The sequence below is a fragment of the Haloarcula mannanilytica genome, assembly GCF_005406125.1.
Taxonomy (GTDB): domain Archaea; phylum Halobacteriota; class Halobacteria; order Halobacteriales; family Haloarculaceae; genus Haloarcula; species Haloarcula mannanilytica.
In genome coordinates, this window is the sequence record NZ_BIXZ01000002.1 from 372,366 (window position 1) to 395,903 (window position 23,538).

25 protein-coding genes are annotated in these 23,538 nt (G+C 65.0%); 18 read left to right on the forward strand and 7 right to left on the reverse strand.

Features of this window, described 5'->3' with window-relative positions:
• Positions 1–78: 78 nt before the first annotated feature.
• The 7 genes from Harman_RS09030 to Harman_RS09060 all read left to right on the forward strand — a co-directional run bounded on the left by Harman_RS09030 (position 79) and on the right by Harman_RS09060 (position 7,038).
• Positions 79–999, forward strand: a complete 921-nt coding sequence (locus Harman_RS09030) for a hypothetical protein (RefSeq protein WP_137683472.1) — start codon at positions 79–81, stop codon at positions 997–999.
• A 69-nt stretch (positions 1,000–1,068) separates the two neighbouring features.
• On the forward strand, positions 1,069–2,277 hold the full coding sequence (locus Harman_RS09035) for an inorganic phosphate transporter (protein WP_137683473.1): 1,209 nt from the start codon (positions 1,069–1,071) through the stop codon (positions 2,275–2,277).
• Between the two features lie 126 nt (positions 2,278–2,403).
• Positions 2,404–2,793, forward strand: coding sequence for a ferredoxin Fer1 (fer1, locus tag Harman_RS09040; protein ID WP_137683474.1), 390 nt, complete (start codon positions 2,404–2,406; stop codon positions 2,791–2,793).
• Between the two features lie 102 nt (positions 2,794–2,895).
• The gene (locus Harman_RS09045; RefSeq protein ID WP_137683760.1) at positions 2,896–3,918 is read left to right on the forward strand and encodes an A24 family peptidase; all 1,023 of its coding nucleotides are present in this window, start codon (positions 2,896–2,898) and stop codon (positions 3,916–3,918) included.
• A gap of 146 nt (positions 3,919–4,064) precedes the next feature.
• Positions 4,065–5,468: a hypothetical protein gene (locus tag Harman_RS09050; protein WP_137683475.1), complete on the forward strand. Its 1,404-nt coding sequence runs from the start codon at positions 4,065–4,067 to the stop codon at positions 5,466–5,468.
• A 56-nt stretch (positions 5,469–5,524) separates the two neighbouring features.
• Positions 5,525–5,887 carry a phosphoribosyl-AMP cyclohydrolase gene (gene hisI, locus Harman_RS09055; RefSeq protein ID WP_008307361.1) on the forward strand — a complete coding sequence of 121 codons (363 nt, stop codon included), beginning with the start codon at positions 5,525–5,527 and terminating at the stop codon, positions 5,885–5,887.
• A complete protein-coding gene (locus Harman_RS09060; RefSeq protein WP_137683476.1) occupies positions 5,887–7,038 on the forward strand; it encodes a DUF7118 family protein in 1,152 nt (383 codons plus the stop codon). The genes hisI and Harman_RS09060 overlap by 1 nt, the downstream gene beginning before the upstream one ends.
• Here the strand turns inward: Harman_RS09060 and glmM are convergent.
• Positions 7,023–8,402, reverse strand: coding sequence for a phosphoglucosamine mutase (gene glmM, locus Harman_RS09065; RefSeq protein WP_137683477.1), 1,380 nt, complete (start codon positions 8,400–8,402; stop codon positions 7,023–7,025). The genes Harman_RS09060 and glmM overlap by 16 nt on opposite strands.
• Positions 8,403–8,488: 86 nt before the next feature.
• On the opposite strand from glmM, the gene pyrE reads away from it, so the two are divergent.
• Positions 8,489–9,040 carry an orotate phosphoribosyltransferase gene (gene pyrE, locus Harman_RS09070; protein ID WP_137683478.1) on the forward strand — a complete coding sequence of 184 codons (552 nt, stop codon included), beginning with the start codon at positions 8,489–8,491 and terminating at the stop codon, positions 9,038–9,040.
• A gap of 84 nt (positions 9,041–9,124) precedes the next feature.
• The gene (locus Harman_RS09075) at positions 9,125–9,373 is read left to right on the forward strand and encodes a glutathione S-transferase N-terminal domain-containing protein (protein ID WP_137683479.1); all 249 of its coding nucleotides are present in this window, start codon (positions 9,125–9,127) and stop codon (positions 9,371–9,373) included.
• 195 nt (positions 9,374–9,568) lie between these two features.
• Here the strand turns inward: Harman_RS09075 and Harman_RS09080 are convergent, their stop codons facing one another.
• Complete coding sequence (locus tag Harman_RS09080; RefSeq protein ID WP_137683480.1) at positions 9,569–10,537, reverse strand: transcriptional regulator; 969 nt, start codon at positions 10,535–10,537, stop codon at positions 9,569–9,571.
• A gap of 129 nt (positions 10,538–10,666) precedes the next feature.
• On the opposite strand from Harman_RS09080, the gene Harman_RS09085 reads away from it, so the two are divergent.
• The 3 genes from Harman_RS09085 to Harman_RS09095 all read left to right on the forward strand — a co-directional run bounded on the left by Harman_RS09085 (position 10,667) and on the right by Harman_RS09095 (position 12,569).
• The gene (locus Harman_RS09085; RefSeq protein ID WP_137683481.1) at positions 10,667–11,932 is read left to right on the forward strand and encodes a tRNA(Ile)(2)-agmatinylcytidine synthase; all 1,266 of its coding nucleotides are present in this window, start codon (positions 10,667–10,669) and stop codon (positions 11,930–11,932) included.
• A gap of 170 nt (positions 11,933–12,102) precedes the next feature.
• On the forward strand, positions 12,103–12,309 hold the full coding sequence (locus Harman_RS09090) for a hypothetical protein (protein ID WP_137683482.1): 207 nt from the start codon (positions 12,103–12,105) through the stop codon (positions 12,307–12,309).
• Positions 12,310–12,365: 56 nt separating this feature from the next.
• Positions 12,366–12,569: a hypothetical protein gene (locus Harman_RS09095; protein WP_137683483.1), complete on the forward strand. Its 204-nt coding sequence runs from the start codon at positions 12,366–12,368 to the stop codon at positions 12,567–12,569.
• A 1-nt stretch (position 12,570) separates the two neighbouring features.
• Here Harman_RS09095 and Harman_RS09100 read toward each other — a convergent pair whose 3' ends face one another.
• Together Harman_RS09100 and Harman_RS09105 are read right to left on the reverse strand one after the other, a co-directional pair.
• Positions 12,571–13,629 carry a pyridoxal-phosphate dependent enzyme gene (locus Harman_RS09100; protein WP_137683484.1) on the reverse strand — a complete coding sequence of 353 codons (1,059 nt, stop codon included), beginning with the start codon at positions 13,627–13,629 and terminating at the stop codon, positions 12,571–12,573.
• 198 nt (positions 13,630–13,827) lie between these two features.
• Complete coding sequence (locus Harman_RS09105) at positions 13,828–14,784, reverse strand: succinylglutamate desuccinylase/aspartoacylase family protein (RefSeq protein ID WP_137683485.1); 957 nt, start codon at positions 14,782–14,784, stop codon at positions 13,828–13,830.
• Between the two features lie 99 nt (positions 14,785–14,883).
• Here Harman_RS09105 and Harman_RS09110 point away from each other — a divergent pair, with 99 nt between their 5' ends.
• Positions 14,884–15,135, forward strand: a complete 252-nt coding sequence (locus Harman_RS09110; protein WP_449271439.1) for a DUF7536 family protein — start codon at positions 14,884–14,886, stop codon at positions 15,133–15,135.
• A 13-nt stretch (positions 15,136–15,148) separates the two neighbouring features.
• Here the strand turns inward: Harman_RS09110 and Harman_RS09115 are convergent, their stop codons facing one another.
• The gene (locus Harman_RS09115) at positions 15,149–16,369 is read right to left on the reverse strand and encodes a potassium channel family protein (RefSeq protein WP_137683486.1); all 1,221 of its coding nucleotides are present in this window, start codon (positions 16,367–16,369) and stop codon (positions 15,149–15,151) included.
• Positions 16,370–16,602: 233 nt separating this feature from the next.
• Here Harman_RS09115 and citZ point away from each other — a divergent pair, with 233 nt between their 5' ends.
• The 5 genes from citZ (at position 16,603) to Harman_RS09140 (ending at position 21,947) form a co-directional block, all read left to right on the forward strand.
• Positions 16,603–17,748 (forward strand): citrate synthase, encoded by a 1,146-nt coding sequence (citZ, locus tag Harman_RS09120; RefSeq protein ID WP_137683487.1) that lies wholly within the window; start codon positions 16,603–16,605, stop codon positions 17,746–17,748.
• Between the two features lie 405 nt (positions 17,749–18,153).
• Positions 18,154–18,429 (forward strand): DUF5808 domain-containing protein, encoded by a 276-nt coding sequence (locus Harman_RS09125; protein WP_137683488.1) that lies wholly within the window; start codon positions 18,154–18,156, stop codon positions 18,427–18,429.
• Positions 18,430–18,557: 128 nt separating this feature from the next.
• Entirely contained in the window at positions 18,558–19,214 is a 657-nt protein-coding gene (locus Harman_RS09130; RefSeq protein WP_137683489.1) for a non-canonical purine NTP pyrophosphatase, read from the forward strand.
• A gap of 99 nt (positions 19,215–19,313) precedes the next feature.
• Positions 19,314–20,111, forward strand: coding sequence for an SDR family NAD(P)-dependent oxidoreductase (locus tag Harman_RS09135; RefSeq protein ID WP_137683490.1), 798 nt, complete (start codon positions 19,314–19,316; stop codon positions 20,109–20,111).
• Positions 20,112–20,243: 132 nt separating this feature from the next.
• A complete protein-coding gene (locus tag Harman_RS09140; protein WP_137683491.1) occupies positions 20,244–21,947 on the forward strand; it encodes a methyl-accepting chemotaxis protein in 1,704 nt (567 codons plus the stop codon).
• Between the two features lie 26 nt (positions 21,948–21,973).
• Here the strand turns inward: Harman_RS09140 and Harman_RS09145 are convergent, their stop codons facing one another.
• Both Harman_RS09145 and Harman_RS09150 read right to left on the reverse strand, forming a co-directional pair.
• A complete protein-coding gene (locus Harman_RS09145; RefSeq protein WP_137683492.1) occupies positions 21,974–22,450 on the reverse strand; it encodes a PIN domain-containing protein in 477 nt (158 codons plus the stop codon).
• A gap of 373 nt (positions 22,451–22,823) precedes the next feature.
• Positions 22,824–23,489: a potassium channel family protein gene (locus Harman_RS09150; protein ID WP_137683493.1), complete on the reverse strand. Its 666-nt coding sequence runs from the start codon at positions 23,487–23,489 to the stop codon at positions 22,824–22,826.
• Positions 23,490–23,538 lie beyond the last annotated feature (49 nt).

Here is a 23,538-nt window from a genome sequence, read left to right on the forward strand (position 1 = left end):
TGTCGGTCCGATACGTGGAGACGGCTGTCTGACCCGGCGTACCCCCATCCTTTTACGGCGTGATGGGAAAGGTCCGCCATGGTTACTGCTACACTCGTTCTCACACCGCTGGCCCGTCGGCTCGAAGCAATCATGTTCGGGCCCTACGAGCGCGAATATCGGCTGTTCGAACAGGCTGTCCTGGTCGTCGCCGTCGGCCTGGCGCTGGCCTGGGGGTTGGCCGAGTTCGGCGTCCTGCCGCTCGGTGCCGGGGCGGTGTCGATGCTTGCGACCGCCGCCAGCGTCGCCATTTCGGCTTTTGTCGTCGTCGGCTTGCTGCAGTTTCTCGTCCTCGCGAACGTCCTCGAACGGACGAACGAGGATGTCGCCACGAAGGCCGCTGAACTCGAAGCGGCCGCCGAACAACTGGAAACGACAGCCGAGGAGCTAGAGACCACCGCCGACGAGGTCGAGGACGCTGCGGAAACGGTCGACGAGGCCGCCGAAGATGTCGAGCAGACGGCGGACGATGTCGAGAAAACCGCGGACGAGGTCGAACAGACGGCTGACGAAGTTGAACAGACCGTCGACGAGGTCGAGCAGACGGCCGATGAGGTCGAACAGACGGCTGACGAAGTTGAACAGACCGCGACCAAGACCGGCGACGAGGACGCCGCCGAGAAGGTGACCGAAGTCAAGGACAAGACGACCGAGGTCAAGGACAAGACGACTGAAGTGAAAGACAAGACAGCCGAAGTCAAGAACAAAGCCACGGAGACGAAAGACAAGACGACCGAGGTCAAGGACAAGACGACTGAAGTGAAAGACAAGACCAGCGATGCGAAACAGACCGCTGAGTCGGTCACGGAGGAAGCCGAAGCGGCCAAGCGGACGGCGAGTGAAGTCGAAGAGACAGCGAGCGAAGTCGAGGAGACCATGCCGGCCGACGACGAACACCTCGCTGACGAGGGTGGCGAGTCCAGCACCACCGACAGCGGCTCGGACGAGCGGTCCCGCTAGCGGCTGTCGCCGGCGCTAGACGCATTATCCGTTCGGTACGTTTTAACGGGGTGAGGGACTGGCACCTGTATGGTCGAACTTCTCTTTGCCCTCGGCGTTCTGGTGGCTATCTTCGTCGGGTTCAATATTGGGGGGTCTTCGACGGGTGTCGCGTTCGGGCCTGCCGTCGGGTCGAACACGCTCTCGAAGCTCTCGGCGGCGGCCCTGATGACTATCTTCGCCCTAGCTGGGGGACTCATCGTCGGCCCGGAAGTCGTCGAAAGCCTCGGGAGCGACCTCGTTGCGACGCAGTTCTCGCCGCTGATTAGCATCGTCGTCCTGTTTTTCATCGGCGTTGCGCTGTTTCTCTCGAACGTGGTCGGCGTCCCGGCGTCGACCTCGATGACGGCCGTCGGCGCCATCGCGGGCCTCGGCCTCGCTCGCGGGACGCTGAACGCCGCGCTGATGCTCGAAATCGTCTCCTGGTGGCTCGTCTCGCCGATCATCGCCTTCTGGGTCAGCGGCGTCATCGGGCGGTACTTCTACCCCAGACTCGTCGAGTGGTTCGCCGTCTCCCAGAGCGAAGGCGCGCTGCTCGATTTCGACCGGTCGGGGGCTGTTCCACGGCCCAGCCTCGGCGAGAACACGACGCCGCGTGAGTTCGTTGGCACCGTCGTCGTCATCGGTATCGGCTGTTATATGGCCTTCTCAGCGGGCGCGTCGAACGTCGCCAACGCCGTCGCCCCCCTCGTGGGTAACGGCTCGCTGGAGATGTACCCGGCTATCCTGCTCGGCGGCGGGGCCATCGGCCTCGGTGCCTTTACCATCGCCCGTCGGACGATGGACACGGTCGGCAACGATCTGACCGACCTCCCGCTGGTGGCCGCCATCGTCGTCGCGGCGGTCGCCTCCACTATCGTCACCTTCCTCTCCGCGCTGGGTATCCCGGCGAGTTTCGTCATTATCGCCACGATGAGCATCGTCGGCCTCGGCTGGGGCCGGGCGACGCGAACGACGAGCCTCTCCGACACTGTGCAGGGCGAGACGCCCGTTGCCTCTGTCGGTGCGCTGACCACCGATGCGGAAGCCGCGGACGCGCCGACCGTCGGCGGCAAGAAGGGGACGCCGAAACCGGCCGAGACCGAACCCATCGGCGAGGAGTCCCGAGAGGACATCCCGTCGGCGTCAGACCTGTTCGAGCCCGGGACCACTGCCAGAGTGATTTTCCTCCAGAACATCGTCCCCTCGATTGCGACGCTCGCGGCGTATCTGGTGTTCCGGTTCCTGCCAATCGCCTGAGCGGTGACCATTCTCCAACCGACGGCACCGATTCTCCGACGAATCCCCGCGTTGTCCCTCATTATTTTGCACGGCCTAAACCCGAAGGGCAAAGTCTAACAGGGCGGGGTTCGAACCCGTCAGGTGATGCCCACGGTAGAGTACCTTAACTACGAAGTAGTGGACGATAACGGCTGGGACATGTACGACGACGACGTCTTCGCAGAGGCGTCCGACATGGACCTCTCTGACGAGGACTACGGGTCCCTTGAAGTGAACGAAGGCGAGTACATCCTTGAGGCCGCCGAGGCCCAGGGCTATGACTGGCCCTTCTCGTGTCGCGCCGGGGCCTGTGCGAACTGTGCCGCCATCGTCCTCGAAGGCGACATCGACATGGACATGCAGCAGATCCTCAGCGACGAGGAAGTCGAAGACAAGAACGTTCGCCTGACCTGTATCGGCAGTCCGGACGCCGACGAGGTCAAGATCGTCTACAACGCCAAGCACCTCGATTACCTGCAGAACCGCGTCATCTAACGCGGGGTCTGCAGCGCACTACATTTCCTTTCTCGGGTAGCACCCGCTTTTCACAACCGTCGTATCGGAACCATTAGGGGCTGTGCTATGTTGCATATAGCCGTGCTCGGGTCGATACCGGACCTGCTTCGGCTGGTCGCCGTCCCGGTGTTCGGGTGGGCAGCCTACCGCGACGTGAAAACTCGCCGGGTGCCCAACCGGACCTGGACTCCGCTGGCGGTATTGGCGGTCGTCCTCCTGCTGTGGGACGCCTACACCGTCTGGACCGGCCCGACGGCGGTCGGCCAGCGGCTGTTTTTCATCAGGGTCGCGATCAGCCTCGGCTTCGTTATCCCGCTGTCGTATGGCTTCTGGCTCATTGGTGGCTTCGGCGGGGCCGACGCGAAGGCGTTCATGCTTATCGCCGTTCTCTTTCCCGCCTATCCAGTGTACTACCTGCCGACCGTCGCACTCCCGCTCCAGCAGACCGCTGTCGGTGTCTTCTCGCTGACGGTGCTTTCGAACACCGTCCTCGCCGGGATCATCTATCCGCTGGCCGTCGCCGCCGGCAACCTCGCCAGGGGACGCTTTTCGCTGGCGATGTTCATCGGCCGCCCCGTCCCCGTCAAGCAGGTGACTGCGGAGTACGGTCGCCTGCTCGAATCGCCCGATGGGTTCGACCGCAGCGGTCTCGACCTCGACGCGCTCCGGATGTATCTCCAGTGGCGCGACTGCTCGCTCGCTGACATCCGCGCCGACCCCGACCAACATCGGCTGCCGACCTCGCTGCCGCGGGTTCCGAACGACCCCGGCGACGGCTCGCTGGCGACCGACGGCGGTGATCCCGTGGCCAACGACGTGGACAAGTCGGGCGGTGACGACGCTTCGGCGCAGGCTGTGGCTGACAACACTGACACCATCGACGACCCCTGGGGTGCCGAGCGGTTCCTGAACGACATCGACCACTCGGCCTACGGCACGTCACCGGACCAACTCCGGGACGGACTGGAGGTGCTCGTCGAAGAAGACGAGGTGTGGATCTCCCCCGGAATTCCGTTCCTCGTTCCGATGTTCGCCGGGCTGGTCGTCTCGCTCACCTACGGCGACGTGCTGTTCTCGCTGTTGCAGATGGTCGGACTGGCCTGACACAGTCAGGACGAACATTCTCTCAGCAGAGAGTTTTTATATGAAAATAAACTGTAGTATCTCGTAGCTAACATGGACGGGGTTCTGGGGGTAGACAGTCGTATCGGGGGAGAACCGCAGCGACGCTTGCGGGGTGTCGCCATCGGATGAGCGACAACGGGACTCGTCGCACGTCCACCGGTGTCGGCTCCGAGGCCGTTCCGCGCCCGCCCTGTCGGCCGCCGCTCGAACTCATCGAAGCCGACGGGGAATGGCTGGTCAGGGAGTATCGCCGCGACCAGGCCGACGTGACGACCTTCGCCGCGTATGACCGCCGAATCGACGCGATGCGAGCAGGACAGGGACGGATGAACGCCGACCGCCACCCCTGTCTCCTGCGGTGGGACGCCCCCGACATCGTCGGGGATATCTATTGGAACGAACTGTTCGAGCGCCTCGTGGTCGAATGGAGCCGGATGCTCGACGCGTGGGTGGTCGTCCCCGACGGCGAGCCAGTCGTCTTCCACGCCGCGTCCGACCTCGAATCGGCCTACGAGACCGGCAAGACCGTCCTGCGAGAGTACGATTTCAAGCGGCTGGTAGTCCGCGATGGGGACGGAACGACCGAAACGACGGTCGAACATCGCTTCCTCCGCCACGGCATCGCGGAGTCGGGCGTCCGGTTCGACCGCGAACGGCTTCCGGCGAAATCCGCGGAGGAGACGCCGACAGACGAGAATGGCGAAACAGACCCAGACCCACCTGACATTGGGCCAGCGACGCCGTCCAGCACGCTGATGGCCGCGATTCCGGACCTCACGCAACTCGAGGAACTCGATACAGCCGGATACGTCCACCGCTACCGTGGAAAGTGGACCGACGGGGAGGAGGCCCTCATCGCGTTGCTGGACCCGGACCGCAGTGACGACCGCACCGCAGCCAAACGGTTCGTGACGAGCGTCGATGACTGGCAGGCGCTCTCCGACGAGCCGACCGTTGCGACTGTCTACGACGTTGGCGTCAGCCCGAGCCCGTGGGTGGCGTACCACGCCGGCGAGAGGTCGGCTGAACGGCTCGCTGACGCTCTCTCGCTTGACTCGCGGCTCCGCGTCATCGAGGACATCGCGGCGGCGGCAACCGTGGCGGCGCAACAAGATGTGTACGCCACTGAGATCACGCCCGGCACGGTCCGAATCCGCTCGCATAATGAGCCGGCACGCGCAGCGCTCGCCGGATGGGGTATCGAACGTGCCGTCCGGACAGCGTTCGACGACCGCCGGGTAACGCCTTACACTGCGCCGGAACAGTTGGCGGGAGCCATCGCGACGACGACGCCGGTGTACCAGCTCGGCACCGTCGCGTACCGGCTGCTCTGCGGGCGCGAGCCGTTCCGCGGCGAGCCCACCCTCCCGAATGCGATCCGTAACGGCACCGTCCGCCCTGCGAGTGACGGGACCGGTCTCCCGTCTGGTGTCGATGCAGTCTTCCGGCGCGCGATGGCGACGGACCCGAAGCGCCGGTACGCGAGTCCCGAGGCGTTTGCCGACGCTCTCGCCGATACCCTGCGATAGCGAACCGCGGTCGCCTGAGCAGAAGACCTATTTTTCGGACACGCTTCAGCCCGAGTATGACCGAGGTCGACCTCGCGTTCGACGAGCAGGAGTACATCCCGGCGGTCGCCCAGGACGCCGACACCGGTGAGGTGCTCATGCTCGCCTACGTCACCGAAGAAGCCCTCCGGAAGACCCGCGAGACGGGGGAGGCTCACTACTACTCCCGCAGCCGCGACGAGCTCTGGCACAAAGGGGGGACGAGCGGCCACACGCAGGCCGTCGAAGAGGTGCGGGTCGATTGCGACGGGGACGCGCTGCTGTACGTCGTCGACCAGACCGGCGGGGCCTGCCACACCGGCTACGAGTCCTGTTTCCACCGCACCGTCGACGGCGAGACGGTCGGCGAGCAGGTGTTCGACCCTGACGACGTGTACTGATGGCGCGATCCAATACTGATATCGAACGCAGCGACGGCACTCCCGACGCCGTGGCGCGTCTCGAACGGGCCGCCGAGGCGTACGACAGGGCACAGGAACGCGTCGAAGAAGTCGGTGCCGACGCCCTGCGTGACTGCCGTGACATCTACAGCGAACTGCAGACACTGCTGGAGCGTTACGACGGCCGGGCGACCGGCGGCGGCGACTTCGAGGCGTTCATGGAGTTCCAGGGCCGGGTCGGGACGCTGACCGACGACCTCCCCGAGGACCTGCCCGAGCGCGATACCTTCGAAGAAGTCGACGACTTCCTCCAGCAGCGGCGGCTCACTGAGAGCGATTTCGAGCAGGCCCGCGAGATGCTGTCGCCCGTCGGCGACCTCGTCGGGCGGCTCGATGAACTCGACGAGGCGCGCGAGCGGTACAAGAAGGCCCGGACCGACGCCGGTCGTCGACGTGAGGAACTGAGCGACCGGATCGACGAACTGGAACGGCTCCAGCGTCTCGGCGACGCCGACCTCGACGCTCCGGTTGAGCGGCTCCGTGAGCCAATCGAGTGCTACAACGACGCCGTCACAGCGGCGTTCGATGACTTTCGGAACGATACGCCGGCCAGGGACGCGCTGGCGGTCATCGAGCGGGCGGACGCGTACCCGCTGGTCGAGTTCCAGTCACCACCCGAGGAACTCCTGACGTACGTCCGCGAGCACGACGCGGGCCGGGAGCCGATTCCGAAACTCTTGGAGTACGCCGACTACTCCGCCTCGAAATTGGACCACTACGTCGACGACGCGGCGGCGCTGCGGAGCGCCGTCGCCACCCGGCGGACGTATCTCCGGCGGCTCGATGCCGAACCGGTCCGCATCGACTGGCCGCCGCCGTCGGCCGACGCCCTGCCGTGGCTCTGTCGGGAGTACCGTTCGGTCATCGCCCGATTCGCCGACGAGTCCGTGGTCGCGGCACTGCGGGAGGTGCGGAGACTCACAGAGCGGGAGGACTACGAGCGCCTCCGCGAGAGCGCTGTCGCTCGGTCAGAGCTCACAGAATCAGAACGCGAGCGACTGGCGAGCGGCGCTGTCGAAGACGAACTGTCGGCCGCCCGCGAGGCCCGCGCAGCTATCGGGGACGCGCTGGACACTTATTCGTCGCTGTAGGTATCCGTTCGCTGTGTCGCCCGGCTGACCATCGTCTCGGCGAGTTCCTCGGCCCGGTCGAGCGTGCGCGCCTCGGCGTAGACGCGGACGACTGGCTCCGTCCCGGACGGTCGGGCCAGCACCCAGCCGTCGCCGTAGTCCAGCCGGTAGCCGTCCGTCGTATCGAGGTCGGCCGTCGCGTCGTTCGCGTGGGATTCGATGCCTTCGAGCATTGCCTCGCGCTCGTCTTCGGTCTCGTATTCGAGGTTCCGCCGGACGTTGTAGTAGTCGTCGTAGTCCGCCGCGACCTCGCTTGCCGGCCGGTCGGCGACGAGTTCGAGGAATTTCGCGGCGGTGAACGCGCCGTCCCGAGCGATGCGGTAGTCCGGAAAGAGGATGCCGCCGTTGCCCTCGCCGGCGATGGCGACGTGGGTGCCCTCGTCCTGCAGTCTGCGGATGCGGCTGACGATGTACGTCGATCCGATAGGTGTCAGCGAGAGGGTCGCACCGGCGTCCTCAACCACGTCGACCAGCCGCTGAGAGGCGTTGACCGCCGAAACGACGCCGTCGCCGGCCTCGATTTTCGCCGCTGCGAGCGCGGCCAGCGCCGCGTCGCCCTCGATGTGTGTTCCGGTCTCGTCGACGAACATCCCGCGGTCGGCGTCGCCGTCGTGAGCGAACCCGAGGTCGGCGTCGGTCGCGCGGACGTACGCCCGCAGGTCTTCGAGGTTCTCGGCGACGGGTTCGGGGTCGCGGCCGGGGAAGTGGCCGTCGGGCTGGGTGTTGACGGTATGGACCTCACAGCCGAGTTCGCGGAACAGGTCGGGGCTCGTGAGCGACCCGGCACCGTGGCCGGGGTCGACGACGACGGTGAGGTCGGCGTCGGCGATGCGGTCGCGATCGACGGCGGAAAGCACTTGCTCGCGGTAGCGGCGGCGAGCGCTGGCGATATCGTTGTCGGACCCGACGGTTTCCCAATTCGCGTAGGTCGGCGTGTCGTCCCGGATCGAGTGTTCGACGCGGTCGAGCGTGTCCCGCGTCAGTTCCACGCCGTCCGCGCCGATGAGCTTCACGCCGTTGTACGCGGCCGGGTTGTGACTCGCCGTGATCATCACACCCGGGACCCCCTCGCGCTCGCAGTAGGCCTGCAGGCCCGGCGTCGGGACGACGCCGAGCCGGTCCACGTCGAACCCGACGGTTGTCAGGCCGCTGGTCGCGGCGTTCGTGAACGTCCGCCCAGTCGTCCGCGTGTCCCGGGCGATGGCCACGCGGTCGTGATGCTCACGCCAGACATCCCCGGCGGCCTGTGCAACCCGCAGGACGTACCGCGGTGTCAACTCCTCGCCCGCGACACCCCGGACGCCGCTCGACCCGAACACTTGCATTCGAGCGAGTGTCTGAGGGCGAGCGGCTTAGGAATGTCGCTGTCCGAATCCAACAGTCATTAGCCCTGTGACTGTCCAGTGAGCGTATGGCAAACGACGACCTCATCGCGGCCCTGCGGGACGCCGACGCCGTCAAGTTCGGGGAGTTCGAGCTCTCCCACGGCGGTACGTCGAACTACTACGTCGACAAGTACATCTTCGAGACCAACCCCGACTGTCTGGACCTCATCGCCGAGTCGTTCGCCGAACGAATCGCCGAATGGGACACGGACGCCACCCTCGCCGGCGTCGCCCTCGGCGCGGTCCCGCTGGTCGCCGTCACGAGCGTCGAGACCGGCATCCCCTACGTTATCGCCCGCAAGCAGGCCAAGGAGTACGGCACGGGCAACCGCATCGAGGGCGACCTGCCCGACGGCGAGGAGGTCATTATTCTGGAGGACATCGCGACGACCGGTCAGAGCGCCGTCGACGCCGCTGAGGCGCTCCGCGAGGCTGGGGCCGTCGTCAACCGCGTCCTCGTCGTCGTCGACCGCGAGGAAGGTGCCAAGGAGAATCTCGCCGACCACGACCTCGAACTATCCTCGCTCGTGACCGCCTCGGACCTGCTCGCCGACGCGCCCGACGACATCGACGTGTAACGCCGGCAAATTGCCCTCGCCCCTGCACGGCCCGGACACACCATCGATGTGTTCTTGACGATGGCCCGTCTAGAATGGGGCGCAATGGCTAATCTGGAACTCTATGAACTCGAAGGCTGTCCGTACTGCGCGAAGGTAATCGAGAAACTCGACGAACTGGGCCTCGACTACGAATCCCACATGGTCCCGCGGTCCCACGACGAGCGGACCGAAGTGAAGGAGGTTTCGGGCCAGACCGGCGTTCCGGTCCTCGTCGACAAGGACAACGGCGTCGACGGGATGCCCGAATCCGACGACATCGTCGAATATCTCGAAGAGACGTACGGGCAGTAGCGATATTCTGTATCGCGGTCGCGCCATGCGCGACCGTTTTTCGCCCACGTTTTTCGAGGAGTGGTTCGCGCGGTTAGCGCGAACCCGACACTGAAAAAGGTGGATTGTCGAATATCTCGAAGAGACGTACGGGCAGTAACCCAGTCACTTGTGACGGTTCGATTTTAATTGACAGGGATAACTGATAGCGCCCGCTCAGGCCACTTCTTCGGGGTCTTCGCCGCGCTCCATAATCAGGTCCCGAAGGTCAACTGCGTCCTGAATATCGTCCATCTCGTCTTTCTCGATGAGCGCCGTCCCGTCGACGGATTCGCGCCGGAGTTCGTCGACGACGTACACCGACCGCGTGCGGGTCACTTCGCCGACTGAGGACATGATGCGCGCTCGCTTCTCGGCCGTCTCGGTAAAGGCCGAGTGGCCGGCAAGCACCTGCTCGTGCTGGTCCTCGCTCTCGTTGACGCTCTTGAACGGGGCGCGGTCCGTCGGGTGGACCTCGAAGCCGATGCGGGTGAACACCGTCACAATCGGCTCGTCCTCCGGTGCGACATCGGGGTCCTCCGGCGTCGGTTCGTCGTCTCGAACCTCCTCGGCACCGTCGAGGACGCTGACCGGGGAGGTCAGCGGCGCGTCGAACAGGTCTTCGAGTTCGGCGGCCACTTCGACGGAGGCGTCCATCCCGTCCTCGTACTTCGAGACCGTCCGGCGGGAGACGCCCAGTTCCTTCGCCAGTCGGCCCAGCGACCAGTCGCGGTCCTCGCGCACGTCGGCGAGAATTTCGGAGTCGATGTTGACGTAGAGCCCGCCCGGGGCGGCGTAGATGAGCGGCGGGACCTCTTCGACGAACAGGTCCATCGCGGTGTCCGGTGACAGCACAGGGACGCCGTGGCGGAAGTAGACGACGCCGGGTTTCAGCTCCTCGTCGCGTGTCCGGAGTCCGATCACAATCGGCGTGGCGTTCAGGTAGGTGCCCAGCCGTCGCATCTCGCCGCCGGTCTGTGCGTCGAAGGCGTCGATGTTGCCCAGTATCTTCAGGAGCAACACGTCCTCACCGCGACGGGCAGCGATGTCGAAACTCTTCGGGCGAATCGCACACCGGTCGCTGACGAGGAAGCCAGCGTCTTCGAGCATCGCCATGACGTTTTCCACCAGCGCCGACCGTGACATAGTACTCAGTACCTCTACTGAGTCTAGGCCGTTCACCCATTATATGCATTGCGCCGTTCATTGAACTTTCAGGCCGGAAAACCGGGACGTGGCGAAAGGGGTTTGACCGCTTCGGGGTTACAGAGTGGCGTGACTGTCGTCGGCCTTGACGATACGGACTCGCGCGAGCGGGGGATGTGTACCACCTACGCCGCCGCCACTCTCGCCGAGTCGATCCGGGACGCTGGTGGTGCCATTGAGCGCCTGCTCCTCGTCCGCCTGAACCCCGCCGTCGAACACAAGACCCGCGGGAACGCGGCGCTGGCAGTGCATACGGACCTCGCTCCCGACACGGCCCTTGGCCTGGTCGAAGACACGCTCGACATGGCCGAGACCGACGACCCCCGGACCAATCCCGGTGCCGTCGTCGCGGACTGCGATCCGGAGGATGTCCCACCGCAGGTCGCAACGTTCGCCCGCGAGACCATCCAGTCGATACAGGACCCGATGACCGCGACGACACTCGCCGACGTGGTCGGGTTCGCTCGTTGCCAGCGGGGCAACGGTCGCGGGTTAGTCGGCGCACTCGCAGCAGTCGGGGCGTGGGCCGCCCTGTCTGACTGGACCTACGAACACATCGCCTACCGGGAACGGGACCGGTGGGGCACGGAGCGGTCGGTCGACGCCGAGAGCGTCCGCGCCGCGGCCGAGGAGTACTACCCCGATGTGTGGGACACCATCGACCGCGAATCGGGCTATCCGGTCTGTGTCCCGCGGACGCCGTGTCCGATTCTCTACGGGATTCGCGGTGACGACCCCGACGCCTGCCGTGCCGTCGCCGACGCCATCGACAGCGAACCCATCGCTCGGCGGGCGACGTTCGTGACGAACCAGGGAACGGACGTGCATCTACAGGACGCAACACTCGACGCGGTCAGGGACGACAGCGCCTACCGCGTCACCGGCGACGTGGTCGCCGCTCCCGAAACGCGAGAGGGTGGGCACGTGTTCGTTACGCTTAACGGCGACGGGACGACCCTCGACTGTGCTGCCTTCGAACCGACAAAGGGGTTCCGCGACCGGATCCGGTCGCTCAGAGCGGGTGACCGGGTCACCGTCTGTGGCGAGGTGAGCGACGGCACGCTCAAACTGGAGAAGTTCGCCGTCCGGGACCTGGTGAGGATAAAGACCGTCACCCCGGACTGCCCGGACTGTGGCCGGTCGATGAAATCCGCGGGTCGGAACCAGGGCTACCGGTGTCGGGACTGCGGGACCAGTGCCGACGGCAAGGTCGAGCAGTCCGTCGAGCGGGACCTGGAACGTGGCTGGTACGAGGTGCCGCCGGTCGCGCGCCGCCACATCGCGAAGCCCCTGGTCCGCGGTGGGTTCGACGCACCCACTCACCCTTCTCGCTGAGGAGGGCGTTCCGTCGTGAAAAGTAGCGATCTGTCGTAGCTACGTTCTCGTCTGACACCTGGTTCGAATCGACTACCGGGCAGTAAGCGCCACGAACATTCCGGTAATTTGGGAATATACGGCGATTTAGACAACGGGTAACAATATTCATATCCCGCTATTTGACGGGCATGAGTAGTGAGGGGACGGACGCCCAGAGCCGAAATCCGACAGACGACGGGTTCACGGAGAAACTACTGACCGTCGAACACGAGCCGGCTGCGGGCGGTGGCGAGCGTTCGATTCTGTATCCGCCGGGACTTTCGAGTTCAGAACTGGAGGCGAACTGGCTGGCCGTTTCGTCAGACCTTCTCGTTTCCCTTGACGACGTTCAGTAGCCCTTACGCGCGATAACCGACTGGTAACAATAATAACACCTATCGTGAACCCAGACATGGACTCCGATACCCGGTCGACGAGCGAGGTGACGGCAGCGACCGACACTGACGAACCGGCGCTGCCTGCCGTAGTGCGCTCCCGTCCTGACGGCAGTGAACGACTCATCTGCTACGCCCCGGACGTGGAAACGACAGACGTAGAGGACCAGTGGCTTTCTGTCGATGCCGACTTTCCGGTTTCGACGCTGTTGATGCGGTAGCTCAACTGTTTCGCCCTGTTAACGCAACCACAACGTCCTCGTCGTCCTGGAGTTCTCCCCGCTCTCTGAACTGAGTTAGCGCCGCTGTCGCCGTCGCACAGGTGGGTTCGACGTGAAATCCCGCCGCACTGAGGCGGTCGTGTTCCCGTTCCGTCGCCGCCGCGGAGACGGCGACGGCAGCCCCGTCCGTTTCCTCGATGGCCTGCCGGATCTGGTGGCCGCGTGGCGGGTCCCGGATGTGGATGCCGTCAGCGAGGTCGTTCCGCTCGCCGTCCGGCCCGTTCTGCTCGTCGGCGATGGGGCTGTACCCGGTCGCCTGTGTGCCCAGTATGCGCGGGATAGTATCGGTCCAGCCGGCCCGCTGCAGTGCCCGGAACCCACGATAGAGACCGAGAAACAGCGTCCCGTGGCCCAGCGGCGTGACGACGGCGTCCGGAACGGTCCAGTCCCGCTGGGCGGCGATTTCGTAGGCGGTCGTCGCTGTCCCGGCGAAGAAGGCAGGGTTCCAGGCGTGGCTGGCGTACCAGCCTGCGCCGCTCTCGACGGCGTCGATACAGGCCGCGGTTACGGACTCTCTACTTCCTTCGATCGGGATCACGTCGGCTCCGGTTCGTTCGATGCGGCGGCGTTTCGCTTCCTTCGCGTCCGCGGGGACGTAGATTTCTGCATCCAGCCCCGCCCGCGCCGCGTAGGACGCGACCGCCAGTCCGGCGTTGCCCGAGGAATCTTCGAGGACCCGGTCGGCCCCGACTTCGAGCGCCTCCGCGATGATCGTCGCCGCGCCGCGGTCCTTGAAACTCCCCGTCGGGTGGAGATACTCCAGTTTGAACGTGGCGTCCCACCCGGGTGCCTCGACCAGCGGGGTCCAGCCCTCGCCGAAACTGACCCGCTCGTCCATTGGGAGGAAGTCGGTGAAGTCCCAGACACCGCTGGTCCGTGCGAACTGCGCCGGGCGGCTGTCGGGCAGCGGCTGGGTGGCGTAGTCGAGGGGCTCTCCGCAGGAACACCGCCAGGGCTCCTTGCGGGGATACTCGCGGTCGCAGAGGCTACAGGTGCGCATGGGTCTATTGGACGGCGCATCGCCCAAAAACTGGCGGCGTCTGCCGGGGCGGTAGTCGGTGCCTGCGGCCAGATTGGCAAAGCCTACAGAGCGGTGGCCGGGCGGCCGCTCCGTCGGCCGCCCCGGGGAAGGGCAGGCCAGCAAACGGGCGGATGCGCCGCATTGCGCCCTGAAAACACCCGACGCAGTAAACAGTGGCTAGTACGTATCCACGTTCGTTCCGACCGAGCAGACGTACTCGCCGGTCGCGACCTGCGGGAGCCGTCGAGCGCGCCAGAACACACCGCTGGAGTCGGCGGTAATTTCGGTCTTGGGCTCGCCGAACACATCGGTCACCTCGAACAGCGTCTCGCCGCGGGAAACGCGGTCGCCGAGGTCGGGTTTGAGGTCGATGAGGCCGCCGACGGGGGAGCCATACTGCTCGAACCCGGAGGCGCGGGTCTGTGGCCGTGCGTCGTGGTGGCCGTCGAGGAAGCCGTAGTATTTCAACACGTTGAACACACCGTCGACGCCCCGCTGGATGGAGGCCTCGTCCCAGCCGACACAGCCCCCGAGTTCGGGGTCGATTGTCGGAACGCCCTCGTCGGGAGCGGCGCGGGCTAACTGCCCGTCGGGGCCTTTCTGGTCGAGGATGTACCCACAGCCGAACACCTTCGCCAGTTCGAGACACTCCTCATGGAGGCGATGCCGGGTGCCACACCGGACCCGAACTTCGTCGATCATCTGCGAGGTCGATCCCTGATGGAGGTCGAGCACGTAGTCGGCGCTGATGGCGGCGTCGAAGGTCGCGGCGGCGATGCGCTCGCTCGAAGTTCCCGTTTTGTCGCCCGGATACGCCCGGTTCATCTTCGTGTCGTCGATGGGGTTGCGGTGTTCGGCGACCTGGAAGGCGTGGTAGTTCACGACGCCACAGACCAGCACCGTCCCGGACAGTTCCGTCGGGTCGAGTTGCGGGAGCGTCCGCTGGATGACGCCGACGCCGTTCAGTTCGTCGCCGTCGCTGGCCGCCTGTATGTAGAGCGTCCGTCCGTCGTCGACACCGTTGACGACGGCGACCGGTAGCCCGAACGTCGACCCGTCCCGGGTCTCACCGACCTCCAGCCGCCCCGTGTCTTTCTCACCGGGAGCGGCGGTCGCCGTACCGAAAGTAACCATTGTTCTCACGTTTGCCTTGGGAGCCTTTACTGGTTCGGATTTCGGCGGCGGTTGCGCCGGACCGACGGCGTCTTGGGCCTGTCGGCCCTATCGGAGAGCGTGTCCCAGTCCGAGCCACAGAGCGGCAAAGCGGCGATGGTCGCGGCGCTGAACGTGCCCCGCAACGCGAAAATCGGCTTCGCGGTCGCCGGCCTGTTCACGGCGGGGCTGTTCGCCCTGTTCGTCTTGCCGGGGACCCAGCGGCCGATGGGGTTCTACGTGGCGCTGGCCTTTGTCCTCGCCACCTCGCTGGGCGGCCTGCTGACGGCGCTGTTCACAGCGGTGTCGGCTGTCCGACTCGCCAGACGCTGATACCCCCGCTTTCCTACCCCTCAGCCAGCTCTGTAAGCCGATCGCCACCAGTTCGAGTCCCCTTCGCAATGAGTACGTCGCCCGTCTGAATCTGCGTTTCGGGGCCCGGCGAGACGACCCAGTCGCCGCCTTCCCGTCCGGTTCGCTCGCTCTCGCCGGCCCCGCGCCGTATCGCGATGATTCGCATGCCCGTCGCCGTCTTGACTTCCGCGTCACCGATGGTCGTCCCGGCGAGGTCGCTGTCGGGGTACACCGTGGTCCGGACGATGACCTCGTCGGATTCCTGAACGGCCTCGGCAACGACTGGATGCGTCGACAGTCCCCGCAGGACACCTTCGCTCATTTCCAGCGCAGCGTCGGAGATGACCTCCGTTGAGCGGGCCAGATGGACGAGGCCCCGCAGCGACACGGGGTCGTCGATGTCGGCGGCAGCCCGGAGCGTCCAGGCTTCGAACCGGGACTGCAGCGCGTCGACCTCGGCTTCGAGTTCGACGACCTCCTCGGCAACCTCCGTGCTGTCGAACAGCACCGCGCCGTAGGCTAAATCGACCGCCAGTTCCCCCATGTCTTTCATCAGGACAATGGAGTCGACGGCGCGTTCGAGGTCTCGGACGCCACCCTCGGGCGGTTCCGGCGGTTCGTACACGTCACCGGTCGCGTCCCGATACACCTCGGCGATGCCGTCCTCGGGACCGCGGAACAGCACCACGTCGCCCGCTTCGAGGCGCGTTTCCCGGTCGGGGTTGAGCAGCCAGTGCCCCTGCCGGCGGATCGCCAGCGCGCGGACGCCCGTCTCGGTTTCGAGGTTCAGGCCCCCCAGCGTCTCGTCGGCCAGCTGTGAGTCCGAACTAATCGTTGCCCGCACGAGCGTCTCGACGGCCTCGGGGAGGGCCGCCCGCATCGTGTCTGGCAAGCCGATGTCCTCAAGGACTATCTTGGCGATGTCGCCGGCGGCGTCGCTGATTTTCTCCGCCGCTCCGACCATCCCCAGGACGGGGGCCAGCGACTCCGCATCATCCGTCGACCGGCAGGCCATCAGGAGGCTCATGCGCGCCCGTAACTGGAGCACGTCCATCTTCTCCTCTAACTCCAACACCTCCGCGGCCACGTCGTCGCTCCCCAGCAGAACGGCCGAGTACGAGAGGTCGATGAGCAACTCGGCGGTGTCTTTCATCTCGGCCAGCACCTGCTTGACGCTGACCGGCTCGTACTCGACCGTCCCTGGCTGGTCCATAGCGGCCGGTTCGACGGCCCCGAGCAAAAACGTTCCTCACGATGCGGGTCGGTAACCTTCTGTTACCGAAACGAGCGCGGACGAATGAACGACGAGTTCTCCGGTATCGATGTAATAAACAAACGAATTCATGCGGAAAATAGTAAACGAACGGGCAGTCTCAGCTCCTGACAGTGTGACACACAGGCCCAGAAAGAAAATGTTTTTCCCGGAAGGTAGGGAACAGATTGCGTATGTCCGACGACCTCAAGAAGGGACTCGAGGGTGTCATTGTCGCCGAGTCCGAACTCAGCGTTATCGACGGCGACGCTGGCAAACTCGTGTATCGGGGGTACACCATCGAGGACCTCGCCAAGGGTGCCAGCTACGAAGAGGTGCTGTACCTGCTCTGGCACGGCCATCTGCCGGACCGGGACGAACTCGCCGAGTTCAAGCAGGCGATGGTGGACGCTCGCGACGTGGACGACGATGTCATCTCGACCGTGCGGCAACTCGCCGAAGCCGACGAGGACCCGATGGCGGCGCTCCGGACCGCGGTGTCGATGCTCTCGGCCTTTGACCCCGCTCCCGAGGACGCTGAGCCGACCGACGAGATGGTCAATCTCGAAACGGGTCGGCGGATCACGGCCAAGATCCCGACCATCATCGCGGCGTTCACCCGCATCCGCGACGGACAGGAGCCCGTCGAACCCCGCGACGACCTCGACCACGCGGCGAATTTCCTCTACATGCTCAACGGCGAGGAGCCCGACGACGTGCTGGCGGACGTGTTTGACCAGGCGCTTGTCCTCCATGCAGACCACGGCCTCAACGCCTCGACGTTCTCGGCCATCGTCACCGCGTCGACGCTGTCGGACGTTCACAGCGCGGTCACCTCCGCCATCGGGACGCTGAAAGGACCGCTCCACGGCGGGGCCAATCAGGACGTTATGGAGATGCTAAAGGAAGTAGACGACGCCGAATCCGACCCGCTTGAGTGGGTCCAGAACGCCCTGAACGAGGGCCGCCGCGTCTCCGGGTTCGGCCACCGCGTCTACAACGTCAAGGACCCGCGGGCGAAGATTCTCGGCGAGCGCTCGAAGGAACTCGGGGAGGCCGCCGGCACGCTCAAGTGGTACGAGATGTCGACCACCATCGAGGACTACCTCATGGAGGAGAAAGGCCTGGCTCCGAACGTCGACTTCTACTCCGCGTCGACGTACTACCAGATGGGCATCCCCATCGACATCTACACCCCCATCTTCGCGATGTCCCGCGTCGGTGGCTGGGTCGCCCACGTCTTCGAGTACATCGAGGACAACCGTCTGATCCGCCCCCGCGCTCGCTACGTCGGCGCGAAGCCGGAAGACACGACGTTCGTGCCGCTGGACGAGCGGTAAGACGCTCTGGCTGCAGTTTTTCGAAGCCTGTCCCTGCTGTGTGGCCGTGAGCGCGTTGCATCGCGCGAACCCGGGGAAAGGCAGGGTCGCTAGCTCCCAATAATAACATTGTGACTGTCCGCGAACGAAGTGAGCGGTTCACCGAACGCGAGCGGAGCGAGCGTTCGGCCTTTTTCGCCACTGAAAGACTCGCTGTACTCGTCTTTCGAGCCCTCGTTCGCTCCGTTCACGAGGACCACGTTTTTCGAGTCGAGCGGGACCGAAGGTCCCGCTGACCATGCGAACGGGCGCTTTGCGCCCGTGAGCAGAGAGTCTTCCCGCAACGGCGCTTCGCGCCGCGAGGAAATCCGACGACGAAAAAGGTGGTGGACAAATGGTTTAACCTCGGCCTGAATAGAACGCAGTATGGCAGAGAAACCCCAGTCGGGAACGTTGTTCGGCGTGCCGTACAACTTCGAACGACCGAGCCTCAAGCGGTTGGTGTCGGCCTATTGGAAGCCGGGCGATGACATGCTGGTCGAGAAACCCTTCGGCATCGGCTACACGCTGAACCTGGCGAACTGGCGCTCGTGGGTCGTGCTGGCGGTCGCCGGCGTGATGCTGTATCTCGAAAACGGCAGCAGCGAAGCGGAGTTCGAATCCGAGAGCGAAGACGAACCGGTCGAAGTCGTCGTCGACTGAGACGGATTGGTGTCACGATTTCCCGGTTCGTGCTGACCTCTGGAGCAACACTGTCCGGAAATAATCCACGACAGTCCGTCTGAGCGGAGTTTCGACGGCTCTTTTATCGCCGGCCGCCGTGTGCCGGTATGCTCAATTTTGTCACGACCAACCCCGGGAAGGTCCGGGAGGCGACGGAGTATCTCGACGACGAAATCAGGCAGTTCGATTTCGACTATCCGGAGGTCCAGGCCGACGACCTGGGAACGGTCGCGGCCGAGGGAGCGCGGGCGGCCTACCGAGCGGCGGACGGCCCGGTCATCGTCGACGACGCGGGGCTGTTCATCGACGCCTTCGACGGGTTCCCCGGCCCGTACTCCTCCTACGTCGAGGACACTGTCGGCGTCGAGCGCGTCTGGCGCATGACTGAACCGGAGGCCGACCGCGCCGCGGCGTTCAAGACGGTCATCGCCTACTGCGACGGCGACGGGTTCGAGGCGACGCCGGACCCGGGCGGTATCGACCGCGAGGACCGGCGCGGGCAGGACCTGTCGGCCGACGACCGCGGCGCGGCGACGACGGACGAGCAGGTCCACGACGGCGGCGAGACGGTCCCGGTGAAACTGTTCGAGGGGCGCGTGCCCGGCGAAATCGTCGCCCCGCGAGGCGAGGGTGGCTTCGGCTTCGATCCCATCTTCGAGCACGACGGGACGACGTTCGCGGAGATGAGTACCGAGGAGAAAAACGCCATTTCCCACCGTGGGCGGGCGCTGGCGAAGTTTGCGGAGTGGTACGGTGAGCGGTAGCGAACCGTCCGTCGAGGGATGCCCCATCCCTCGGAAGTTCCAGCGACGAGGGACCGATGGCGCTGGAACCCGAAGCGACAACGGTCGCGGAGTGGTACGGTGAGCCATAGCGACGTATCGGTCGTCGGCACCGGCGGCACCGCCCTCATAACGGGAGCGTCAGCGGGTATCGGCGACGCGCTGGCACGGGAGTTCGCCGCACGCGGGCACGACGTAGTGCTGGTCGCCCGGAGCGAGGAGCAACTGAAACGGCTGGCCGAGGACCTCGAAACGAGAGGCATCACGGCGACGCCGATTGTAATGGACCTCGACCGCTCGGCGGCCGCCGAAGAACTCTACGAGGCGGTCCAGTCTCGTGGATTAGACATCGAAATCCTCGTCAACAACGTCGGCGTGGGAACCTATGGCCCGTTCGCCGAAAGCGACCTCGACGCGGAACGAACGCAGCTGCGGCTGAACGTGCTACTGCCGGTCGAACTGACGCGGTTGTTCCTCGACGAGTTCGACGACGGCGGCGCGGTTATCAACATGGGTTCGGTCGCCGGGTTCCAGCCCGGGCCGAACCTCGCGGGCTACTACGCGAGTAAGGCATACATCAACAGCTTCAGCGAGGCACTGGCCGAGGAACTCCGTGAGACTCCGGTCGATGTAACTGTTGTCTGTCCCGGCCCGGTCGACACGGAGTTTCAAGCACGTGCGGGAATGTCGGACTCGACCGTTGGATCGGTCTCCTCGAACACGCCCGAGGCGGTCGCAGCGGCGGCCTACAAGGGAGCGGCCGCTGGCGAGACAGTCGTGATTCCGCGGTGGTCGATGCGGTTCATCGACAGGCTTGTTCGGGTAACCCCGCGAAGCGTTGTCCGGCGCGTCGCAGGCTGGGTCAACAGCGGGCGATAGTAGAATCTGTTCTGATATTTGAGTCATGACATAGGAGAAAAACGCCTATACGGTGGATCCATCCTCTATTTTGTTTTCATATACTGAGAACCGAGAGTTTGCTTTATCAAAGCTGGAGCGAAAGGGTTCGGTATGCTCACAGACCCGGTCGGACAGTACAAATCGATAATACGCGGATCACTAGATCTTTTCGGCGTCTCCGGCTCAGTCGAACGGAAGGTCCTCGCAGCCGTCGCGCTGCAGTTTGCCGCTTCGGTTGCGCTGGCAGTTGTCTCCCTTGTCGCCAGCGGGACCGTCCGGTACGTCGTCACGGGCGTGTTGCTCGCTGGCGCTATCGTTGCGTTCGCCAACACGGTGTTCATCACCCGCGAGGACTTCGTCGAACCCGTCACAGCGATGGCTGCGGGCGCGGATCACATCGCCGCCGGTGAACTCGATGCGGAACTGCCCGAGAGCGAGCGCGACGACGAGGTGGCCGAACTGCTCTCGTCGTTTCGATCGATGCAGTCCTACCTGCTGACAGTGTCACAGCAGGCTGACGCGCTTTCCCGGCAGGAGTTCGACGCAGATATCCTCGATGAGGACGTACCCGGGACCTTCGGGCAGTCACTGGAGCAGATGGCCGCCAGCATGGACGAGTACACCACCGAACTCCAGACGATGACCAGCGACCTCGAACGCCGGTCGAAGGCGCTCAACGACCTCGTCGTCGCCTTCGGTGATGCCGCCGAACGGGCGAAAGACGGCGACCTAACCGCCACTATCGACGAGGATTTCGAGGCCGACGACGAGCAGTTCGAGGCCGTTGTCGAGAACTACAACGACCTCGTGACGACGCTGGGGGAAACGATTGCGACCGTCGCGGCGTTCGCGGAGGATGTTGACGAGACGAGCGACCACGTCACCCGCAGCATCGAGGAGATCGACGGTGCGAGTGACGAGATTTCCCGGTCGATTCAGGAGATCTCGGCCGGCGCCAGTCAGCAGGCGACCCGTCACGAAGACGTGGCCTCGGAAATGAACACGTTGTCTGCCACCGTCGAGGAGATCGCCGCGACCGCCGAAGATGCCGCTGGGACCGCCGACAAGGCGACACAGCGAGGCCGAGAAGGACGTGCGGACGCCGAGCAAGCCATCGACGAACTCGACGAGATGGAGGCTCGTATCGACGACATCGCCGTTGCAGTCGAAAGCCTGGTCGACCAGATCAGCGAAATCGACGACATCGTCGAGGTCATCACGGACATCGCCGAGCAGACCAATATGCTCGCGCTGAACGCCTCCATCGAGGCGGCCCGCGCGGACGGCAGCGGTGACGGGTTCGCCGTCGTCGCCGACGAGGTGAAGACACTCGCAGAGGAGACCCGCGACGCCGCGACCGACGTGTCGGACCGCATCGAAGCGGTCCAGCACGAGGCCAGCGAGACCGTCAGCGACGTGGAGGCGACGAACCAGCAGGTGACTGACAGCGCCGCGACCATCGAGTCGGCACTCCGGGACTTCGAGGACATCGTCGACGTGCTCGGCGAGGTCAACGCCTCGATTCAGGAAATATCGGGTGCTACCGCCGAGCAGGCAGAGACGACCCAGGAAGTCGTCGACATGGTCGACGAGGTCGCGGCGGTGAGCGAACAGACCAACGAGGAGTCCGAGGCCGTCGCCGCCGCGGCCGAAGAACAGACCGCGACGATCACCGAAGTGACCACCGAGGTACAGGAGATGGCGTCCCGGACTGACGACCTCCGCGAGATTCTCGCGGAGTTCGACGTTGCCGAGGACGCGGCCGGGTCATCGGGGACCGCCTCCACGACCGCCGTGACGACGGCCGACGACTGATACGGACTGGGCTGGAAGCCTACCCGTTAGGCTCGCGGGTCTCTGTCGGGACCGGGATACTCGCCGTCTTCAACGACCGGGTACAGTGACTCCGGATCGAACAGGCGGGCGAAGGCGTCCGGCGGTCGCACGCTTAAGGACATGTGACGGTTGAGCGACGCGCTGGTCCGGGCGCTCCGCAGCTCGTCATCGTAGGAGAGCAGATGCTGTGCGCCGCCGCGGTAGGCCGAGGCCAACGCGGGGTGATCGCCGGCCGGGTGATCGACGATGTCACAGTCCGGTTCGATCCGCGCCCGCCAGTCCGCCGCCAGGTCGTCGTCGGCGAGGTCCCCGATGACGGCGGTGGCATCGTCCAACAGGTGGTCACTCGTGACGAGCGTGACCCACGAGTGCCGACGGACATGGTCGAGGGCGGCGCGGGCATCGCTGTCTGGTCCACACAGTAGGTCGGCGGCGAGCACGTCGGCGTCAGCGACGATACGCGCCGGCGACGGCTCACGCATCGCTGTCGTCCTCCGCCCGGTGTTCGTCGAGGGCCGCACGGACAGCGTCGACCGTGGTCCGGTGGTTCGTCGCGCGTTCGAACAACGTCGCCCAGGTCATGACGGGACCCAGTACCCGAACGGGCAAAAAGCCGCGCCGTCTGTCGTCCGTCGGCCGCCTGTCTGACGGGCATTTATGCTTACCGGTAGCATTCGACCCGGTACGGGCGCGCTTCCACGGCTGCAGTGGGCGTCGGTGACACTGCGTGCCATCCTATCCTCCCCAGGCGCGCCCGGACACCGCGATCCTCCCTTTCATATTCCACTCCCCCGGCTTTCAGTCGAGATAGCTACTGTGCTAAGTGTCGACACAGCAAAGCGAAGTAGCGAGCGGTCAGGCCGGTGCGTCGCCCCGGAGCGTCGCTCGGATGTCGTCCAGTCCGCCGGGGTCGGCCATGATCGCGACGCTGTCACCGGCTTCGATTTCAGTCTGTGGCAGCGGGATCGTCATGGGTTCGTGGCCCTTCCCGTGTGCGTAAATGTGGGCGTCGCCGGGGAGTTCCACCTCGACGACGCGCTTCCCGACGAACGGTGAGCCGTCGGGGATCCGGATGCTCGCGACCGAAAGCTGTTCAGTCAGGTCGGCGAGAACGTTGAAGTCACCGCCCAGTAGCGCCGTTTTCGCGCCGGCCGCGCCCAGCCGTTCCGGGTAGATGATCTCGTCCACATCGGCGGCATACTTCTCGTAGATTTCTTCGCGGTAGTCGGCGTCAATCCGCAGGACGGTCCGGCAGCCGAACTCCTTGCCGATCATACAGGCCGTGAAGTTCGTGTTCAGGTCTCCAGTGAGGCCGCCGATAGCGTCCGCGGTTTCGATGCCGGCCTCCATGAGGACACTCTCCTCGTTGCCGTCTCCCTGGATTGTCTCGAACCCGGTTTCGGTGGCTCGTTCGACCTTCACAGGGTCGTTGTCGACGATAACAACCTCGTGGCCCTCGCTCTGCAGAATCCGTGCGGTCCGGATACCGACGCGGCCATAGCCAACGATGACGAACTTCATGGACTACGGTACGACGGCCACCATTAAAAATGTGAACGGGTGACAGGGT

Excerpts from the sequence above, each read along its gene's own strand:
- Harman_RS09030 (WP_137683472.1), top strand. The coding sequence starts at position 79 with ATGGTTACTGCTACACTCGTTCTCACACCGCTGGCCCGTCGGCTCGAA.
- Harman_RS09035 (WP_137683473.1), top strand. The coding sequence starts at position 1,069 with ATGGTCGAACTTCTCTTTGCCCTCGGCGTTCTGGTGGCTATCTTCGTC.
- fer1 (WP_137683474.1), top strand. The coding sequence starts at position 2,404 with ATGCCCACGGTAGAGTACCTTAACTACGAAGTAGTGGACGATAACGGC.
- Harman_RS09050 (WP_137683475.1), top strand. The coding sequence starts at position 4,065 with ATGAGCGACAACGGGACTCGTCGCACGTCCACCGGTGTCGGCTCCGAG.
- hisI (WP_008307361.1), top strand. The coding sequence starts at position 5,525 with ATGACCGAGGTCGACCTCGCGTTCGACGAGCAGGAGTACATCCCGGCG.
- Harman_RS09060 (WP_137683476.1), top strand. The coding sequence starts at position 5,887 with ATGGCGCGATCCAATACTGATATCGAACGCAGCGACGGCACTCCCGAC.
- glmM (WP_137683477.1), bottom strand. The coding sequence starts at position 8,402 with ATGCAAGTGTTCGGGTCGAGCGGCGTCCGGGGTGTCGCGGGCGAGGAG.
- pyrE (WP_137683478.1), top strand. The coding sequence starts at position 8,489 with ATGGCAAACGACGACCTCATCGCGGCCCTGCGGGACGCCGACGCCGTC.
- Harman_RS09075 (WP_137683479.1), top strand. The coding sequence starts at position 9,125 with ATGGCTAATCTGGAACTCTATGAACTCGAAGGCTGTCCGTACTGCGCG.
- Harman_RS09080 (WP_137683480.1), bottom strand. The coding sequence starts at position 10,537 with ATGTCACGGTCGGCGCTGGTGGAAAACGTCATGGCGATGCTCGAAGAC.
- Harman_RS09090 (WP_137683482.1), top strand. The coding sequence starts at position 12,103 with ATGAGTAGTGAGGGGACGGACGCCCAGAGCCGAAATCCGACAGACGAC.
- Harman_RS09095 (WP_137683483.1), top strand. The coding sequence starts at position 12,366 with ATGGACTCCGATACCCGGTCGACGAGCGAGGTGACGGCAGCGACCGAC.
- Harman_RS09100 (WP_137683484.1), bottom strand. The coding sequence starts at position 13,629 with ATGCGCACCTGTAGCCTCTGCGACCGCGAGTATCCCCGCAAGGAGCCC.
- Harman_RS09105 (WP_137683485.1), bottom strand. The coding sequence starts at position 14,784 with ATGGTTACTTTCGGTACGGCGACCGCCGCTCCCGGTGAGAAAGACACG.
- Harman_RS09115 (WP_137683486.1), bottom strand. The coding sequence starts at position 16,369 with ATGGACCAGCCAGGGACGGTCGAGTACGAGCCGGTCAGCGTCAAGCAG.
- citZ (WP_137683487.1), top strand. The coding sequence starts at position 16,603 with ATGTCCGACGACCTCAAGAAGGGACTCGAGGGTGTCATTGTCGCCGAG.
- Harman_RS09125 (WP_137683488.1), top strand. The coding sequence starts at position 18,154 with ATGGCAGAGAAACCCCAGTCGGGAACGTTGTTCGGCGTGCCGTACAAC.
- Harman_RS09130 (WP_137683489.1), top strand. The coding sequence starts at position 18,558 with ATGCTCAATTTTGTCACGACCAACCCCGGGAAGGTCCGGGAGGCGACG.
- Harman_RS09140 (WP_137683491.1), top strand. The coding sequence starts at position 20,244 with ATGCTCACAGACCCGGTCGGACAGTACAAATCGATAATACGCGGATCA.
- Harman_RS09145 (WP_137683492.1), bottom strand. The coding sequence starts at position 22,450 with ATGCGTGAGCCGTCGCCGGCGCGTATCGTCGCTGACGCCGACGTGCTC.
- Harman_RS09150 (WP_137683493.1), bottom strand. The coding sequence starts at position 23,489 with ATGAAGTTCGTCATCGTTGGCTATGGCCGCGTCGGTATCCGGACCGCA.